A 17377-nucleotide genomic window follows, 5' to 3' on the forward strand; every position below is an offset into this window, starting at 1 on the left:
GGTAGTGGGAATGTGTGCCACAATAGATTATGGACTGAGACGGTAGCTCTCTTTTGCGTCTTTAGTTGTGTGCGCGCATGTGAGCGAGCGCTAGTTTGAATCACTAATCAAGTTAGTAAGGATGTTGACAGCAAAATGGCTGATAACAAGCTTCCTGCTTCCAGTGGCGACGAGGTAGACGTCGTCCTCATTGGTGCAGGTGTAATGAGTGCGACGCTGGGTGTGCTGCTCAAGGAGCTCGAGCCATCCTGGTCACAGGTTCTGTTCGAGCGTCTCGATCAGCCCGCCAAGGAGTCTTCCTCCCCGTGGAACAACGCTGGCACCGGCCACTCTGCTCTGTGTGAGCTGAACTACACGCCGGAGAAGAACGGCAAGGTCGATGTCACCAAGGCTAAGCTCATTAATGAGCAGTTCCAGGTTTCCCGCCAGCTGTGGACCTCGCTGATTGAAAACGGCACCCTGACTGACCCGAAGGAATTCATCAACCCAGTTGATCACACCACCTTCGCTCAGGGTCCGGAGCAGATGGCGTTCATGCGTCGTCGCTATGAGGCACTTGAGAAGGAGCCACTGTTCCACGGTCAGGAGCTCATTGAGGATCCGGACCGTTTCGCTGAGTACCTTCCGCTGATGTCCGAGGGTCGTGACTTCTCCAAGCCGGTCTCCGCTATTCGTAACCCGAATGGTACGGACGTTAACTTCGGTGCACTGACCAAGCAGTACCTGGCCGCACTGTCCGATATGGGTACTGAGATTCGCTACGGACACGAGGTCACCGGTCTGAAGCGCGACGGTTCCAAGTGGATCGTCACCGTGAAGAACCTGCACACCAAGGACGTTCGCACCCTGGTTGCCAACTTCGTATTCGTCGGTGCCGGCGGTGACGCACTGCCGCTGCTGCAGAAGGCTCGTATTAACGAGATTCGCGGTTTCGGTGGCTTCCCGGTCTCCGGTCAGTGGCTGCGCTGCACCAACGAGGAAGTCATTGCTAAGCATGACGCCAAGGTCTACGGTAAGGCTTCCGTCGGCACGCCGCCGATGTCCGTTCCGCACCTGGACACCCGTGTTATCGACGGCAAGCGCGGCCTGCTCTTTGGCCCGTACGCCGGTTGGAACATGAAGTTCCTCAAGAACGGTAACAACCTGGACCTGATTAAGTCCCTGCGTCCGGCCAACCTGCCGTCCATGATGGGTGTTGGTGTCCAGGAGATGGGGCTGACCAAGTACCTGATTACTGAGGTTCTGAAGGACTTCGACGCACGTATTGAGTCCCTGCGTGAGTACGTCCCGAACGCTCGCCCAGAGGACTGGGAGCTGATCGTCGCTGGTCAGCGCGTCCAGGTCATTAAGCCGATGAAGGCTCCGGTCTTCGGTACCCTCGAGTTCGGTACCGCGGTCATCAACTCGTGGGACGGCACCATTGCCGGCCTGATGGGTGCATCCCCGGGCGCTTCCATCGCTCCGGCCGTGATGATCAGCCTGATTGAGCGCTGCTTCGGTCGCCACATGGGCAAGTGGGCTCCGAAGCTGAAGGAGCTCGTCCCGTCCTACGGTACGCACCTGGCTGATGACCCGGCTCTGTTCAAGGAGGTCTGGGAGGCTTCCCAGAAGGCCCTGAAGTTGGAGCGCTAGTAACTCGCTGAAGAGCTTCAAAGAGTTCAATTAAGCCAACATTGTTCTACCCCGCTGTGAGCCATCCGTTCGCAGTGGGGTAGAACTGTGCTTATGGAAAAAATCACGTCAGCGACCACTGCACAAACAGAGCCCACTTTTCCTTTTACTGCGATCGTCGGGCAGCAGCGACTACAGCTTGCGTTGATTCTGACCGCGCTATCCCCGGAGATTGGTGGTGTCGTCATCCGCGGTGAGAAGGGCACAGCGAAGACCACTACGGTCCGCGCGTTGGCGCCATTTCTCAGCGGATCGTTGGTAAACCTGCCACTCGGCGCTACGGAAGATCGAGTCGTAGGCTCCATCGATGTGGAGACCGTCCTGACTACCGGACACGCACAGTTCAACCCGGGACTACTCAGCGCGGCTGACGGTGGCATTCTCTATGTCGACGAGATCAACCTGCTGCCGGATCATCTCGTTGACTCCGTTCTCGATGCCGCAGCCACCGGTCGCGTGGTTGTTGAACGCGATGGCATCTCGCACTCCGCAACCTCCAGGTTCGTGTTGGTCGGCACGATGAACCCGGAAGAGGGCGAATTGCGTCCCCAGCTTCTCGACCGCTTTGGTCTCGCCATCGACGTCACCGCATCCAAGGATCCGGCTGTCCGCGCGGAAATCGTCGCCCGCCGCCTCGACTTTGACGCCGACCCGGAGAGCTTTGTCACGCGGTTCGCCGCCGACGACGAGGCACTGCACGCCCGCATCGATCGCGCGCGCGCACTGCTTGACGACGTCGAATTGACCCCCAACATTCTTGGTCAAATTGCCACAGTGTGCGCTGCTTTTGATGTGGACGGGATGCGTGCCGACATCGTCATTGCACGTACCGCCCGCGCTCACGCTGCCTGGCGAGTAGCCGGGGACGAGTCGGCGCAGCCGGCACCCGGCAATCCAATTGAGATCACTGCTGAAGACATTAAGGTAGCTGCGGAAATGGCACTGCCGCACCGTCGTCGCCGTGACCCCTTTGATGAACCAGGACTGGACCAGGAACAGCTCGACGATGCTCTGCAGGATGCAGAGGAGCAGTTCCGAGATGACCAGAATCAGCCAGAGTCGGATTCGGAGACCTCAGACCAGCCCGAAGTCAAACCTGAGAAGCCCTCCCAGTTCGACTCCAACTCCGAGCCTCAGGAGCCGCAACAGTCGAATTCCGCGGGATCGAAGGGAGGTCGCGCCGCTGAAGGCGCCCCCTTTCGCCGTTCGTAAAATCAGCGTTGACGGTGTCGGCCAAGGGGATTCCGGCCGGCGTTCCAAGGCCATTGGCCCGCGGGGCAGCACCATTGGTGCCGAGCGGGGAGGCCATGGTCTCCACGTGCCGGCGACAGTGTTGGCGGCGGCCAATCGTGGCGCCCGGATGGGCGACTCCATGATCCCTCTGGAACCGGCGGACGTTCACGGCGCTATCCGACAGGGAACGGAGTCCAATCTGGTCGTCTTTGTCGTGGACACCTCGGGTTCCATGGCAGCACGCGACCGTCTGGCAGCCGTCACCGGCGCAGTCACATCGCTGCTGCGTGATGCCTACCAAAGCCGCGATAAAGTCGCTGTCATTACTTTCCGCGGAAATAACGCCGAATTAGTTTTACCGCCGACGAAGTCTATCGACACCGCAGTACGTCGCCTCGCAGATGTCCGCACTGGTGGCCGAACTCCATTGGCCGAAGGACTGCTGAAGGCACACGAAGTGGTAGTTCGGGAAGCCCATAGGGAGCCCACACGGCGCGCAATCATGGTCTTGCTCTCCGACGGCCGAGCAACGGGTAAAAATGGCCTGCAGCAGGCGAGGGCTGTGGCCGCAAAGATCCGTCGTCAAGCGTTGGCGGCGACGGTGGTTATCGACTGTGAGCGCTCTCGCGTGCGGCTGGGGCTGGCACAGGAACTCAGCGTGGAATTGGGTGCGACCTGCATAAATCTCTCCGAACTCAATGCCGAAGCCGTGGCGGGCGTGGTCCATGCCTATCATCGAGACCATGGCACAAGGAAAGCTTGACCCCAAATCAATTCCCAACGATGGACTGACCACCAGGCAGCGTCGCATGATTCCGATTACTGCGGTGCATACGGGCCCAGGTAAGGGCAAGTCCACCGCGGCATTCGGTATGGCGATGCGCGCGTGGAATCAGGGGATGAATATCGGTGTCTTCCAGTTTGTAAAGTCGGCAAAGTGGAAGGTTGGCGAGGAAGCTGTCATGCGCCGGTTGGGCGAGCTTCACGACGACACGGGGGAAGGCGGCCCGGTCGAATGGCACAAGATGGGAGAAGGTTGGTCTTGGTCGCGTAAGCAGGGCACTGAGGAGGACCATGCGGCAGCTGCTGCCGAGGGATGGCAGGAGATTAAACGCCGCCTGGAAAATGAGGTGCACGACTTCTACGTGCTCGACGAGTTCACCTACCCAATCAAGTGGGGTTGGATTGATGTCGACGATGTGGTGGAGACATTGAGGAACCGTCCCGGCCGCCAGCATGTGGTGATGACTGGCCGCGATGCGGATCCGAAGCTCGTGGAGGTCGCGGATCTGGTGACGGAGATGACCAAGATTAAGCACCCGATGGATGTCGGACGTAAGGGACAAAAGGGCATCGAGTGGTAGCGCCTGGAATTGTCATCGCGGCGACAGCATCAGGCACGGGAAAGACGACAATCTCCACGGGCCTGATGCGTGCACTGTCGCGCCGTCACGCGGTGGCACCTTTCAAAGTCGGACCCGACTATATTGATCCTGGCTATCACGGGGTAGCCGCTGGTCGTCCCGGCCGCAATCTGGATTCCTTTATGTGCGCGCCTGAGATGATTGGGCCGCTCTACGCACATGGAGCTGCCGACAGCGATATTGCGGTGGTCGAAGGGGTTATGGGGCTTTTCGACGGCCGCATTGGTGACGACCCGCTATCGGTGGAGGGCTCGACGGCTGAGATTGCCTCACTGTTGGGACTTCCGGTGGTGTTGGTGATTGATGCCCGGCATATGTCGCAGTCGGCTGCGGCTGTTGTCCACGGTTTCTCCACGCTTCGCACTGACGTCCGTGTCAGTGGCGTGATTATTAATCAGGTGGGCAGCCCGCGGCATGCGGACATCATTACCCGTTCTGTGGAGACCATGGGGGTCGAGGTGCTCGGCGCTATTCCGCGAGTGACTGATATTGAGGTGCCCAGCAGGCATTTGGGGCTGGTCACTGCAGTCGAGCAGGGTGAGCAGCTAGAAGCGGTCATTGAATCGATGGCCAACTTGGTGGAGACCTACATCGACATAGACCGGATTATCCAGCTTGCCCGGCAGCCCTATCCAGCTGAACCATGGAACCCCGCACAGTTCGTTGTACCGCTGGCTCTTAATCGCCGCGTGCGTGTAGCGGTCGCGGCGGGTCCTGCGTTCTCGTTTACCTATGCAGAGCACCGTGAGCTATTGCAGGCCGCTGGAGCCGAGGTCGTGGATTTTGACCCATTGGTTGACGAACTGCCGGAAGCCGAAGGCTACATCGTGCCCGGTGGATTCCCAGAAGAGCATGCCGACGCGCTATCTATTCGTGATGACATTCGCCGCGATCTACGTCAGGCTGCCGACGATGGTGCGCTGATCCACGGCGAATGCGCGGGGCTGCTCTGGCTGCTTGAAGATCTCGGTGGGCGCCGTATGTGTGGCATCATCCCGGGGCGAGCGCACATGGCACGGTTGAAGCTGGGGTACCGGGAGGCTGTGGCGCTGACTGATTCTGTGCTGTGCCCGGTAGGAACGCGCGTGCGCGGTCACGAGTTCCACAAGACAGCCCTAACCGATGACACCGCAAGTGTCGCTGCTGCGGCCGGGTGGCAACCAGCCTGGGGTTGGCGTGGATATCAAGGCGAAACAGTTCGCGACGGCTTCGTTTCCGAGTCTGGGCGGATTCATGCCGGTTACCTGCATGTTCATCCGGCGGGTGCGCCGGGGAACGTCAGTCGCTTTGTCGCTTCGTGCGCCGGGTAAAGTATTAGCTATGAGTTTGCTTCTCAAAGACTACGGTGTGTTGGTGATTGGCGGTTCCACGGCTGCAGAGCGCGTGATTCCTCGGCTGTTGGACTCTGGCGCTGATGTCACTGTGTGTGAAGGTGGGGAAGTAACAACTGCGATTGAGGCCTGGGCTGCAGACGGCCGTATTACTTTGACCCGCACCGGCTTTACCGAGGCGATGAGCTGGGGCAAGGCTCTCATGGTCTGCTGTGACGAGGCGTTGCTGCGTGAGGTGACTCTAGAGGGACACCGCCGAGGTATTCTCGTCGACGATGAAACCGGGGCTTCCAGCCCGCTTACTCCTGTGGCGCTGACCGGCCGTCGCGCGTCGCGCGCTGGGGACCTCGCTGGTCAGGTCGCACTCGTAGGCGGTGGCCCGGGCGACCCCGGTCTGATTACCGTTGAGGGGCGTCGCTTGCTCCGGCTTGCCGACGTTGTCGTTGCAGACCACCTCGGTCCACTGTCGCTGCTCGGTGACTTGGAGCCGGATGTCGAGATTATTGATGCCGGCAAGCTTCCTTACGGCCGCGCCATGGCTCAGGAGCGCATCAATGAACTGCTAGTTCATCGTGCCCGTGAGGGCTACTTTGTGGTCCGGCTCAAGGGCGGCGATCCGTACATCTTCGGCCGCGGTTTTGAAGAGCTTCAGGAGCTACAGAAGGCTGGGGTACCGGTTCGCGTTGTGCCGGGTATTACTTCAGCACTGGCGGTACCGGGGACGATTGGCATCCCAGTTACTATGCGTGGCGTCAACCATGAATTCACTGTTGTGTCCGGTCACGTCCCACCGGGGCACAGGAAATCGCTGGTCAATTGGGATGCGCTGGGCCGGATGCACGGCACTATTGCCATCATTATGGGAGTTAAGAACGGGCCAAAGATTGCCGAGGCTCTGATGAAGGCCGGCCGCAGCCCGAAGACTCCGGCTGCGGTCATCCAGGACGGCACGCTGCCGAATCAGAGGTCGCTACGCTGCACACTCGGCGAGCTTGGCGAGAAAATGGTCGAAGAGGCAATCAAGCCGCCCGCAGTTATCGTCATCGGTGAAGTCGCGGGCCTGGATGAGGGCGATGAGTAAGAACAACAAGTCGAGCAACAACAAGTCGAAGAAACCAGAGCCAGAGCAGCAAAAGGCAGGGCTTGTTACTCGACTGCTTGCCGACGATCAGCTGCGTAGCGCTATCTGGATGGGCGCTGCGACCTTCCTGGTGTTTTACCTCGGAGCCATGATTATTTTCCGCCTCCTTCTCCTCGGCGGAGAAGGCTCGCGATACGACAGCATTTTCATCGCTGTCATTGCGCTCATTGCCGCCATTGTGGCAGGCCGGAAGCGCTACAACGACGACATTTAGTTTTCCGGGACGCGGAAGATGAGGGTGTCGTCGTCAAGCGAGACATCGTATCCTGCGGCGCGCGCGATATCGACGGCCTCTGTGGGGGAGGTCGGTGCCGTGTCGGAAAGGGCAATGGCGCGGGCAAATAGGCCCTTGTAGTGCTTGTTGAAGTGGCTGACGATTTTGCCCTCGGCGGTGAGCACGGTCATCGTTGTCGCGCTCTTGACTTTGCCCAAATTGGCGTAGGTGCCGGAACGAAGGTCGATGAGGAAGTCGACATCATTGAGAGCCTCGGTGATGGCGGTGCCCCAACGGCGCTTCATCGTGGGAGCCGCGTCGGCAGGCTGATCCGCGAAGGGGAGCTTGACCGTACCAGAGAGACGGTAGTGGGGGATGAGGTCGTCCCCGCCAATGACACCGAAGAGCGCTGACCCGATGGCGAGTCGAGCACGGCCGGTTTCCGGCAAATCGCTGGGGGAGAGTGCGTCGTAGAGCACTCCGGTATAACGCTCGAGAGCCGGCATGGTCGGCGACTCTAGGAGCGCGGCATTAGCTGTGACTTCGTCAGCAAGCCGTGGTCCCAGCTTCAGTGTTTCCATCGCAGCTTCCCTGTTCGCACTTAACTCCACGAGATCGGCTGCAATGCGCTCGCGGATGGGATTGAGGGAGCCGAAGCTCAGCGAGGAAAAGTCCACTGCGGGATGGCTGCCACCAGTGGCTTTGGTTTCAGATGGGGGTAGGACTACGAGCATGGGCACCATAGTAATGCCCCGCATGTTGCGAAGAATGATCGACGGGTAAAATCAGCATTCATGATTACGCGAATGTCCCAGCTGTTCCTGCGCACACTGCGCGAGGATCCAGCTGATGCCGAGGTCCCTAGCCACAAGCTGCTCGTCCGTGCCGGCTACATCCGGCGAACTGCCCCTGGTGTGTACTCCTGGCTGCCACTGGGCTTGAAGGTTCTGCGCAACGTAGAGAAGGTTGTGCGCGAGGAGATGGAACGCATTGGCGCACAGGAGCTGGCATTCCCTGCACTGCTCCCGCGTGAACCGTACGAGGCGACGAATCGGTGGACCGAATACGGCCCCGAGCTGTTCCGTCTGAAGGATCGCAAGGGCGCGGACTACCTGCTGGGGCCGACGCACGAAGAGATGTTCGCGCTGGCTGTCAAGGATCTTTTCAGCTCCTACAAGGATTTCCCGACGACGCTGTTTCAGATTCAGACCAAGTACCGCGACGAGGCTCGCCCGCGCGCTGGTATTCTGCGTGGCCGCGAGTTCGTGATGAAGGACTCTTACTCCTTTGACATGGACGACGAGGGGCTGGAGAATTCTTATCAGCTGCACCGCGGTGCCTACCAGCGACTTTTTGACCGGCTGGGCATTAAGTACGAAATCTGCCACGCCACCTCCGGCGCTATGGGCGGTTCGGCCTCCGAGGAGTTCCTGGCTGTTAGCGAAAGTGGCGAAGACTCCTTCGTAGTCTCCACCGACGGTGAGTACGCCGCCAATGTGGAAGCCGTGAAGATTCCGGCAGTCGAACCGCAGCCGATTGAGGGACAACCGGAGGCGAAGGTTTACGAGTCTCCGAACTGCACCACAATCGCAGCACTTGTTGATTGGGCCAATGGTGCGGACCTCGGACGCGAGGTCACTGCTGCCGATACTTTGAAGTGCGTTCTCGTCGCCGTCGACCCGAAGAAGGTCGATAAGGAGGGCAACGCCCTGCCGGAACAGCTCACCGCAATCCTGGTTCCCGGTGACCGTGAGGTCGATGAAAAGCGTCTTGAAGTCGCATTTGAACCGGGTGAGGCGCGCTTGCTGGAGGACAAGGACTTCGCAGCCAATGACTTCCTGATCAAGGGCTACGTCGGCCCGCAGGGGCTCGCCGATCGCGGTGTGAAGGTCCTTGCTGACCCCCGCGTGGCGGAGGGCACAAATTGGATTACAGGAGCCAACGAGGAAGGCAAGCACATCGTCGATGTGGTCGCTGGTCGCGACTTCCAGATTGACGGTATTTGCGATGTCGCAGAGGTGCGTGACGGCGACCCGGCTCCGGAGGGGCATGGCACGCTAAAGATCGAGCGCGGAATCGAGATCGGTCACATTTTCCAGTTGGGCCGCAAGTACACCAACGCCTTTGAAATCGACATCCTCGATGTCAACGGTAAGCGTGCTCGTCCGACGATGGGGTCCTACGGCATAGGCGTATCCCGCCTGGTCGCTGTCCTCGCAGAACAGCAGTTGGATGAAAAAGGCCTCAAGTGGCCAGTTGCCGCAGCACCGTACAAGGTTCACATCGCTGTGGCCGGCAAGAACGCCGAAGCAGCTGAGGCCGCTGAACAGCTGGCGGAAGACCTCAGCCAGCAGGGCATTGAGGTGCTTTTCGACGACCGTCCGAAGGTCAGCCCCGGTGTGAAGTTCAAGGACGCCGAGCTGCTGGGTATGCCGTTTGTGGTCATCTTTGGCCGTGGCTACGCGGACGGCAAGGTGGAGCTGCGTAACCGCCTGACCAACGAGACCGACGAGGTCGCCGCTGACGGCATTGCAGCTCACGTCGCGGAGCTGGTTCGCAAGGCTTAGAGCCCGGGCAACGGCTCCAAGTTGTTGCCACCTAGCGCTGCCGCTCCGGCGGCAGCCACGCCAGCTGCCTGCAGTGCGAACATACGCATCCGAGGGTTATTAGCAGCGAGCAATACGTCTTCCCACGCCTGGGCACAATAGCGCTCCAATGCAATCATGTAATCGACGGGTGCCGTATCTGGCGAAGGAGCGCCTTCCGGCATATAGCCAGGTGCGCTCTCCGGCACCTCAACGTCGGAATCCTCCAAAATTAGTCGGGCACGATCGCGCAAAATTCGGTGGCGCTCGCCACGGGCCAAAAGTGCAGTAGTGGTATCGCCTCCGACACGTGGTGCGGCTACGCCGACACCGTAAATCATCATGTATTCGGCTTGCAGTGCCTTAGTCATCTGTTCTTCGGCACCCGAGATTTCATCCCTGTCACTGGGAATCAATGGGACAAGCTCCTCCCACGCAGCGCCCGCAACACGCAGAGCGAGGACGATACCACCATCGACAGCCGTAGCAAGGCGTGCAGCATGCTTCTCCCGCAGCGCCGTGCGTGAATCCAGAGCCTTCGTCAGTACTGGATTATTTCGCGAGTCCGTGAGCAGTAATTTCGCATCGGAACCGGTAACCAGGGATCCTGGGACTGCTACGTCCGAGCCACATTCATCGACAGGTTTACCGTCCTTGTGGGTACCGCAGGCGCGTGTGATTTCCGTATCCAGTTCGGTTACCTGCGCGGAGCGCACAGCTGCGAGGTCAGGATTGGCGTCGCTAAGCGACTGTGCATCGCGCGCCGCCAGCGCATGGAGAACCTCAATGGCGTAATCGGGGCGCGGTGCCACCAGATGCGAGCACGCGGAAAGCGCAGGAAGTGATCCCACGGCGAGGGCAGCAGCGAGGAAGCCACGGCGCGAGAGAGTACGAGTGCGATGCGATGCGGAAGCAAAACTGGGGGCGGGAGGTTCAACAATCACCTCACTATGGTGCCACGGCGGGCGGCACTTTGTGTCAACGCGGTGTGTGGAAACCGCCCAGGTGCGCAATTCCTAGTACTTGACCTGTAGACTCTACGACTATGGCGATACCCGCACCCGAGAAAATTGAACAGTTTGTGAGCCCGGCGCTCGCACAAATCGGCCTGGATGTGGAAGATGTCAAGGTCGTTCGCGCCGGCGCAAAGTCACAGGTCATTGTGTTGGTTGACGCAGATGAGCGTCCTGACCTCGATGTTCTGGAACAAGCCACGCATGAAGTATCTTCGGCTCTGGATGCCGCGGAGGCACGTGGTGAAGCCGACTTCGGCGCTCAGGGCTACACCTTGGAAGTTTCCACTCCTGGTATTGACGCACCGCTGACTCAGCCTCGGCACTGGCGTCGTAACCGTGGTCGTATTGCGGAGATTTCGCTTGCCGACGGTTCCGCGATTGCAGCCCGCATTGGTGCGCTGTCGCCGGATGAAGAATCCATCATTCTCGTTACCTCTAAAGGGCCAAAGGGGCGTTTGAAGGCTGTTGGTCAGCGTGTCCAATTAACCAATGTGACCCGTGCAGTGGTACAAGTTGAATTCTCTAATCCGCCCGCAGCCGAGAAAGATTTTGCGGGACTAGACTATGACGATGCCTTGACCAGGCTGGAGGATAACAAGTGAAGATTGAACTAGCTGCCCTGCGAACCTTGGAAAAGGAAAAGGGTATTCCTGTCGACGAAATGCTGGGACTGGTCGCCCGAGCATTGCGTGAAAGCTACCGTAATACCACCGCACCGGCACAGTATGCGCGCGTCGAAATCGACCGTGAGACCGGTGACGTCATAGTCTTTGCCCAGGAGCGAGACGACGAGGGCAATCTCATCTCCGAATGGGACGACACTCCGGAGGACTTCGAGCGTACCGCTGCATTCGCTGTTCGTCAGACCATCCTTTCGCGTCTGCGGGATGCGGAGAGCGATAAGGTTCTCGACGAATACGCAGACCTGTCTAATCAGGTCATTTCCGGCGTGGTCCAGCGCGATGTCTATGCCAATGAAAAGGGCATTGTCGTCGTCCACATCGGTTCGGAGGCCAACGGCCGCGACGGTATTCTGATGCCGGCTGAGCAGCTGCCAGGTGAGGAACTCAAGCACGGTGACCGCATCAAGTGCTACGTCGTCGGTGTGAACAAGACTCCGCGGGGTGTTGCGATTCACCTGTCACGCACGCACCCGGAGCTCACTCGTAAGCTCTTCGAACTTGAAGTTCCGGAAGTTGCCGATGGGGCAGTGGAATTGATTTCCATTGCGCGCGAGGCCGGTCACCGCACCAAGGTTGCTGTACGCCCCACGGTCAAGGGCCTCAACGCTAAGGGCGCCTGCATTGGGCCCCGCGGTCAGCGTGTGAGCTCGATTATGAATGAGCTCAAGGGCGAGAAGATCGACATCATCGACTACGACGAGGATCCGGCGAAGTTCGTTGGTAACTCGCTGGCGCCCGCCAAGGTAGTTAGTGTCAAGATTCTGGACATGGACGAGCGCCGTGCACACGTTGTGGTGCCCGACTACCAGCTCTCTCTTGCTATCGGCAAGGAGGGACAGAATGCCCGTCTGGCGGCTCGTCTGACCGGCTGGCGAATCGATATCCACTCCGACGCGGAGTAGACACAACGTCAGCGTCCCAGCGGTTGCGAAAGTGGCGGGAAAGTGCCTAGGGGGTTGGCACTTTCCCGCCTTTTCGGGTTATGCTGGGAGGTGGCCAAACGACAAGACGTGATTTTCCTATGCGAATTTTCACGCTGAATTTCTTAGCAGGAAGGTGGGTGCGTCAGGAGTATGACGACTTCGCGGGTGCTAAACCCGAATTCGACAACTCATACACCTGCACCCACACGTACCTGTATTGCAACTAAGCAGCGCCACAATTGCTCGGAGCTGCTGCGCATTGTCGCCACCACCCGTTCAGATGGCTCAGTAGCCGTCGTTGCTGATCCGCATCGTCGGATGCAGGGGCGAGGTGCCTGGATCACCCCAACACTAAAGGCTTGGGAGATCGCCGACAAGCGCCGTGCATTTGGCCGCGCACTGAAGGTATCTACGCAGGTAGATGCGTTTCCGGTTAAACAGTTTATCGCCACGCACTACGAAGCGGCGGAGGGTTTCGCTCCCGCTGACGATGTGCGTGTCGCTAAGCAGGGAGGCAGGAAAAATGACAACAGAAAGACCTGAACACTGATGAGCACACGATGAAGCATCAGCGATGAACGGCAATAGATAAGAGGGAGCCCTGCAGGCGCTCTCGGTGCGCGGACAAATCCGCCATCGGGCGCTGCTCGGCCCCCACTAGTGAGGAGAGCAGTGTCCGGAAAGCTACGTGTCCATGAGCTCGCTAAGCAGCTCGGGGTCACCAGCAAAGAACTACTCGCCGAGCTGAAGGCTCAGGGCGAGTTTGTTAAGACCGCTTCTTCGACGGTGGAACCACCCGTCGTCAGGAAGATGAAGAAGGTCTACGAAGAGAAGAATGCTGGCGCAGGTGCTGACGCGTCTGCCCAGGCCCCAGCGACCAAGGCTGCAGCTAAGTCTGCTGCTAAGTCGGGTGCCAAGCCAGCAGCTAAGCCAGGCGCTAAGCCTGCTGCACCAGCTGCAGCAAAGCCGGGTGCCAAGCCAGCAGCTGAGCCAGGCGCTAAGCCTGCTGCACCAGCTGCAGCAAAGCCGGGTGCCAAGCCAGCAGCTAAGCCAGGCGCTAAGCCTGCTGCACCAGCTGCAGCAAAGCCGGGTGCCAAGCCAGCTGCAAAACCAGGTGCCAAGCCTGCTGCACCAGCGGCGGCAAAACCGGGTGCCAAGCCAGCTGCACCGTCCCGTTCGCCGAAGCCGGGACAGGAAATGCCACGCCCGCCGAAGCCTGCTGGCCCGAAGCCAGGGCCGAAGCCAGGCGCACGCGCACCGCGTGTGGCGAACAACCCATTCTCGACCGGCGGATCCTCCCGTCCGGCACCGCGGCCGTCCAACATGCCGCGTCCGCAGGGCGGTCCTGGCCGTCCGGGCCCGAAGCCGGGTGGACGCCAGGGTGGCCCTCGCCCGCAGGGTGGAAACGGCCGTCCGGGCCCGAAGCCGGGAGCACGCCAGGGCGGCCCTCGCCCGCAGGGTGGACAGGGCCGCGGTAATAAGCCGAGCGGCAATCGTCCAACTCCTGCAATGATGCCTTCGCACCCGAACCCGGGGCAGATGCCTGCAAAGGCAAGCCGCGGTGGCGGTGGCGGTGGCTTCGGCGGCCGTGGTCGCGGCCCGGGTGGCCCGGGTGGCGGACCGCGCGGTGGTCGCGGCGGACGTCGCGGTGGAACTGCAGGTGCATTCGGGCGACCAGGAGGCGCCCCGCGTCGCGGACGTAAGTCGAAGCGTCAGAAGCGCAACGAGTACGAGGCAATGCAGGCACCATCCGTGGTAGGCGGCGTTAAGCTGCCCAACGGTAAGGGCACGACCATTCGCCTCGCACGTGGTGCATCCCTGTCTGACTTCGCTGAGAAGATTAACGCCGATGCAGCATCGCTGGTCCAGGCGTTGTTCAACCTCGGCGAAATGGTGACGGCAACTGCATCGGTCTCCGACGAGACCCTGCAGCTGCTCGGCGACGAGATGGATTACAAGGTCCAGGTCGTCTCGCCTGAGGATGAGGACCGCGAGCTCCTCGAGTCCTTCGACCTCCAGTTCGGTGAGGACGAGGGCGACGATGAGGACCTGGAGCAGCGCCCGCCAGTGGTAACTGTGATGGGTCACGTCGACCACGGTAAGACGCGCCTGTTGGACACGATTCGTAAGGCCAACGTCGGTGGACACGAGTCCGGTGGTATTACCCAGCACATCGGTGCCTACCAGGTGCCGGTGGAGCTCGACGGTGAGAAGCGCAAGGTTACCTTCCTGGATACCCCGGGTCACGAGGCGTTTACCGCCATGCGTGCTCGTGGTGCCAAGTCGACCGATATCGCGATTCTGGTTGTTGCAGCTGATGACGGCGTCATGCCGCAGACGGTTGAGGCTATTAACCACGCCAAGGCCGCTGATGTGCCGATTGTCGTTGCAGTCAACAAGATTGATAAAGAAACTGCAGATCCGCAGAAGATTCGTGGTCAGCTGACTGAATACGGTCTCACTGACGAAGAGTGGGGCGGCGACACTATGTTCGTCGATATCTCCGCTAAGCAAGGTCTCAACATCGATCAGCTTCTCGAAGCAGTGCTGTTGACTGCCGATGCTTCGCTGGATCTGCGCGCCAATCCGGATATGGACGCTCAGGGTGTCGCCATTGAGGCTCACCTTGACCGTGGCCGTGGTCCGGTGGCAACCGTTATCGTTCAGCGCGGTACGTTGCGCGTCGGTGATTCCATCGTTGTCGGTGACGCATATGGTCGTGTTCGCCGCATGGTCGATGAGTACGGCAACGACGTCGATGAGGCCGGTCCTTCCCGTCCGGTTCAGGTGCTCGGCCTGACCTCCGTACCGGGTGCTGGTGACAACCTCCTGGTTGTTGACGAGGATCGTACGGCCCGCCAGATTGCAGACCGCCGCGACGCACGTCGTCGTAATGCGCTGCAAGCACGTCGTCGCAAGCGCGTTTCCCTGGAGAACCTGGACGAGATTCTGAAGGAGACCAACACCCTCAACCTGATCCTGAAGGGCGACAACGCCGGTACCGTCGAGGCACTGGAAGAAGCCCTGCTCAAGATCGAGGTCGACGACGAGGTCGCTCTGAACATCATCGACCGTGGTGTCGGTGCTGTCACGCAGACCAACGTCACGCTGGCTGCTGCGTCTGACGCCGTCATCATCGGCTTCAACGTTCGCTCCGAGGGCAAGGCCACCGAGGTTGCCAATGCTGAGGGCGTTGACATCCGCTACTACACGGTGATCTACCGTGCTATCGAGGATGTCGAGGCTGCTCTGAAGGGCATGCTCAAGCCGGTCTACGAGGAGAAGGAGATTGGTCGTGCAGAGATTCGCGCCATCTTCAAGTCCTCCGCAGTTGGCCTCATCGCCGGCTGTATGGTCGAGTCCGGCAAGGTCCGCCGCAACGCGAAGGCTCGCCTGGTTCGTGACGGCAACGTCATTACGGATTCGGCGACTATCGAGTCGCTGAAGCGAGAGAAGGACGATGCTACCGAGGTCGCAGCCGGTTACGAGTGCGGTATGGTGCTGTCTTACCCGGACATCCAGGTGGACGACGTTATCGAGGTCTACGAGATGGTCGAGGTTCCGCGCACGTAGCAACGTAAGCTAAACACTGCGTGAACTTTGATAAGGCGCTCCCTTCGGGGAGCGCCTTTTTGCGTATCGTGTTCGTTATGGGCTTCAAAACTAATCTCTTTGCACTCTCAGATGAACTGCCGCGAACGAATATTTTGAATTATCCTCCTGCGAGCGCAGAGGAGACTCTTGCGCAATTGGACAAGATTTGGCCAGGGAAATTCGCCTTTGATTCCGAAGAAACCATTGAGGATGGTCATAATTGGTACTTCCACGCGGTAGCGTTTGGGCCAACGCTGCTTTTCGGGACCGACGACGTATACGACCTTATTGAGGACCCAGCGTTGGCGAACGATCCTCGCGAAAGTTGGTCACTGTGCATCAATAGTGTTGTCGATTTCTGCCACTATAAGACTCCTACCAGGGAATTAGAAGCAAGCTGCGAAGACTATGATTTTGACATGCAGCGGTTTTTCAGCTCTGGACGACTGTTGGATTTTGAGGTACCGTTCGCTAACGGTGAACACGTCGAGGTACTACATCCGACGGATGTGGCTGAATGGGAACAAACCCATGGCAGTGTGGCGCCCAAGGATAAAAATGGTGAGGTAAGTTACCTTTTCCATCCGCTGGAGCTAGGTAATGCTGCGGTTAAATGGATTTTCGGCATCGAGGGAGAAACACCATTGCAGGATAGTGTGATGGATTCACTGCCTGACTGCTCCCATGTTAATGGGTTACCGATGTACAACTTCGTGGAGCGCCGTTAAGAGCGTACGGGTAGGCTGCGTTTCAGCTGCGCAATTCCGTAGTAGCGACTCCCCATGCCGTCGATGACATCGATGGTGGTGGCAGTGTTGTCGTGATGATTAATGGGTTAATAACAAAGGGCGAGCGTGCGGCGAAGCAATTGACTGCACTCGGTAAACGGGTGCGGGCGAAGTCGCGAAACATGCGGTTCGAAGTTGAGTAGTGTTTTGCGTGTTAGTATTAGCAGTCCTTTGTATTGAACCGTTTTGCCGGATCCCAAATGGGTCTTTGTCAGCGAAGGGGCACTTCAGGCCCCACGCTAAATGGGGTCTAGCTACGAATCGTTACGCACAGGTAGAGATAGATAGGGAGTAGCCAAAAATGGCAGATCCAGCACGCGCGCGCAGGCTGTCCAAGCGTATTCAGGAGATTGTCGCCAGCGCAATTGAGCGTGAGATTAAGGACCGGCGGCTGGAGTTTGTGACTATCACCGACTGCCGCGTCACCGGCGATTTGCACGACGCCACAGTTTTCTACACTGTGCGCGGACGTACGCTCGACGAGGAACCGGACTACGAGTCGGCAGCAGCAGCGCTGGAAAAGGCGAAGGGGCAGCTACGTTCCCTGGTCGGTCGTGGCACCGGTGTGCGCTACACACCGACGCTGGCTTTTGAGGTTGACACGGTGCCGGAGATTTCCGCGCACCTTGAGGAGCTGCTCGATAAGACTCGCGCGCGCGACGCGGAATTGGCTGAGCAGGCTAGAAACGCAAAGCCCGCAGGCGATGCCAACCCATACCGCGACGAGGAGTAAAACTCTCCACCGGCCACATCTATCGATGAAAGGGGCACCCA

At 59.4% G+C, this 17377-nt stretch carries 16 protein-coding genes; 14 read left to right on the forward strand and 2 right to left on the reverse strand.

Features of this window, described 5'->3' with window-relative positions; translation table 11 throughout:
• The first annotated feature begins 135 nt into the window (after nucleotides 1–135).
• From mqo to QP982_RS02180, 7 genes are all read left to right on the forward strand, one after another.
• Nucleotides 136–1632, forward strand: coding sequence for a malate dehydrogenase (quinone) (gene mqo / locus QP982_RS02150; protein ID WP_016422573.1), 1497 nt, complete (start codon nucleotides 136–138; stop codon nucleotides 1630–1632).
• A gap of 93 nt (nucleotides 1633–1725) precedes the next feature.
• A complete protein-coding gene (locus QP982_RS02155; RefSeq protein WP_016422574.1) occupies nucleotides 1726–2883 on the forward strand; it encodes a magnesium chelatase ATPase subunit I in 1158 nt (385 codons plus the stop codon).
• A gap of 106 nt (nucleotides 2884–2989) precedes the next feature.
• The gene (locus QP982_RS02160; RefSeq protein ID WP_284870142.1) at nucleotides 2990–3667 is read left to right on the forward strand and encodes a vWA domain-containing protein; all 678 of its coding nucleotides are present in this window, start codon (nucleotides 2990–2992) and stop codon (nucleotides 3665–3667) included.
• On the forward strand, nucleotides 3648–4268 hold the full coding sequence (cobO, locus tag QP982_RS02165) for a cob(I)yrinic acid a,c-diamide adenosyltransferase (protein WP_042389270.1): 621 nt from the start codon (nucleotides 3648–3650) through the stop codon (nucleotides 4266–4268). Before QP982_RS02160 ends, cobO begins: the two co-directional genes overlap by 20 nt.
• Nucleotides 4262–5638, forward strand: a complete 1377-nt coding sequence (locus QP982_RS02170; protein ID WP_284870143.1) for a cobyrinic acid a,c-diamide synthase CobB — start codon at nucleotides 4262–4264, stop codon at nucleotides 5636–5638. The genes cobO and QP982_RS02170 overlap by 7 nt, the downstream gene beginning before the upstream one ends.
• A gap of 10 nt (nucleotides 5639–5648) precedes the next feature.
• The gene (gene cobA / locus QP982_RS02175) at nucleotides 5649–6740 is read left to right on the forward strand and encodes a uroporphyrinogen-III C-methyltransferase (RefSeq protein ID WP_049170808.1); all 1092 of its coding nucleotides are present in this window, start codon (nucleotides 5649–5651) and stop codon (nucleotides 6738–6740) included.
• On the forward strand, nucleotides 6733–7014 hold the full coding sequence (locus QP982_RS02180; RefSeq protein WP_239271971.1) for a hypothetical protein: 282 nt from the start codon (nucleotides 6733–6735) through the stop codon (nucleotides 7012–7014). Before cobA ends, QP982_RS02180 begins: the two co-directional genes overlap by 8 nt.
• Here QP982_RS02180 and QP982_RS02185 read toward each other — a convergent pair.
• A complete protein-coding gene (locus QP982_RS02185) occupies nucleotides 7011–7748 on the reverse strand; it encodes a YaaA family protein (RefSeq protein WP_149420984.1) in 738 nt (245 codons plus the stop codon). The two genes, QP982_RS02180 and QP982_RS02185, sit on opposite strands and share 4 nt — an antisense overlap.
• Before the next feature lie 60 nt (nucleotides 7749–7808).
• Here QP982_RS02185 and QP982_RS02190 point away from each other — a divergent pair, with 60 nt between their 5' ends.
• Complete coding sequence (locus QP982_RS02190; RefSeq protein WP_284870144.1) at nucleotides 7809–9581, forward strand: proline--tRNA ligase; 1773 nt, start codon at nucleotides 7809–7811, stop codon at nucleotides 9579–9581.
• Here the strand turns inward: QP982_RS02190 and QP982_RS02195 are convergent.
• Nucleotides 9578–10543: a DUF4439 domain-containing protein gene (locus QP982_RS02195; RefSeq protein WP_284870145.1), complete on the reverse strand. Its 966-nt coding sequence runs from the start codon at nucleotides 10541–10543 to the stop codon at nucleotides 9578–9580. The genes QP982_RS02190 and QP982_RS02195 overlap by 4 nt on opposite strands.
• A gap of 101 nt (nucleotides 10544–10644) precedes the next feature.
• Here QP982_RS02195 and rimP point away from each other — a divergent pair, with 101 nt between their 5' ends.
• The 6 genes from rimP (at nucleotide 10645) to rbfA (ending at nucleotide 17336) form a co-directional block, all read left to right on the forward strand.
• Nucleotides 10645–11217 carry a ribosome maturation factor RimP gene (rimP, locus tag QP982_RS02200; RefSeq protein WP_284870146.1) on the forward strand — a complete coding sequence of 191 codons (573 nt, stop codon included), beginning with the start codon at nucleotides 10645–10647 and terminating at the stop codon, nucleotides 11215–11217.
• Nucleotides 11214–12200: a transcription termination factor NusA gene (nusA, locus tag QP982_RS02205; protein ID WP_069358754.1), complete on the forward strand. Its 987-nt coding sequence runs from the start codon at nucleotides 11214–11216 to the stop codon at nucleotides 12198–12200. Before rimP ends, nusA begins: the two co-directional genes overlap by 4 nt.
• Before the next feature lie 171 nt (nucleotides 12201–12371).
• On the forward strand, nucleotides 12372–12764 hold the full coding sequence (locus QP982_RS02210) for a YlxR family protein (protein WP_016422585.1): 393 nt from the start codon (nucleotides 12372–12374) through the stop codon (nucleotides 12762–12764).
• Between the two features lie 129 nt (nucleotides 12765–12893).
• The gene (gene infB, locus QP982_RS02215) at nucleotides 12894–15794 is read left to right on the forward strand and encodes a translation initiation factor IF-2 (protein WP_069358753.1); all 2901 of its coding nucleotides are present in this window, start codon (nucleotides 12894–12896) and stop codon (nucleotides 15792–15794) included.
• A gap of 20 nt (nucleotides 15795–15814) precedes the next feature.
• On the forward strand, nucleotides 15815–16543 hold the full coding sequence (locus QP982_RS02220) for a hypothetical protein (RefSeq protein ID WP_048733528.1): 729 nt from the start codon (nucleotides 15815–15817) through the stop codon (nucleotides 16541–16543).
• A 361-nt stretch (nucleotides 16544–16904) separates the two neighbouring features.
• Complete coding sequence (gene rbfA, locus QP982_RS02225; RefSeq protein WP_016422588.1) at nucleotides 16905–17336, forward strand: 30S ribosome-binding factor RbfA; 432 nt, start codon at nucleotides 16905–16907, stop codon at nucleotides 17334–17336.
• Nucleotides 17337–17377 lie beyond the last annotated feature (41 nt).

The sequence above is a fragment of the Corynebacterium sp. MSK019 genome, from assembly GCF_030232425.1.
GTDB lineage: Bacteria > Actinomycetota > Actinomycetes > Mycobacteriales > Mycobacteriaceae > Corynebacterium > Corynebacterium jeikeium_D.

What these genes read in the sequence shown, in the direction of transcription:
- mqo (WP_016422573.1), top strand. Translation starts at nt 136, where the DNA reads ATGGCTGATAACAAGCTTCCTGCTTCCAGTGGCGACGAGGTAGACGTC.
- QP982_RS02155 (WP_016422574.1), top strand. Translation starts at nt 1,726, where the DNA reads ATGGAAAAAATCACGTCAGCGACCACTGCACAAACAGAGCCCACTTTT.
- cobO (WP_042389270.1), top strand. Translation starts at nt 3,648, where the DNA reads ATGGCACAAGGAAAGCTTGACCCCAAATCAATTCCCAACGATGGACTG.
- cobA (WP_049170808.1), top strand. Translation starts at nt 5,649, where the DNA reads ATGAGTTTGCTTCTCAAAGACTACGGTGTGTTGGTGATTGGCGGTTCC.
- QP982_RS02180 (WP_239271971.1), top strand. Translation starts at nt 6,733, where the DNA reads ATGAGTAAGAACAACAAGTCGAGCAACAACAAGTCGAAGAAACCAGAG.
- QP982_RS02185 (WP_149420984.1), bottom strand. Translation starts at nt 7,748, where the DNA reads ATGCTCGTAGTCCTACCCCCATCTGAAACCAAAGCCACTGGTGGCAGC.
- QP982_RS02190 (WP_284870144.1), top strand. Translation starts at nt 7,809, where the DNA reads ATGATTACGCGAATGTCCCAGCTGTTCCTGCGCACACTGCGCGAGGAT.
- rimP (WP_284870146.1), top strand. Translation starts at nt 10,645, where the DNA reads ATGGCGATACCCGCACCCGAGAAAATTGAACAGTTTGTGAGCCCGGCG.
- QP982_RS02210 (WP_016422585.1), top strand. Translation starts at nt 12,372, where the DNA reads ATGACGACTTCGCGGGTGCTAAACCCGAATTCGACAACTCATACACCT.
- rbfA (WP_016422588.1), top strand. Translation starts at nt 16,905, where the DNA reads ATGGCAGATCCAGCACGCGCGCGCAGGCTGTCCAAGCGTATTCAGGAG.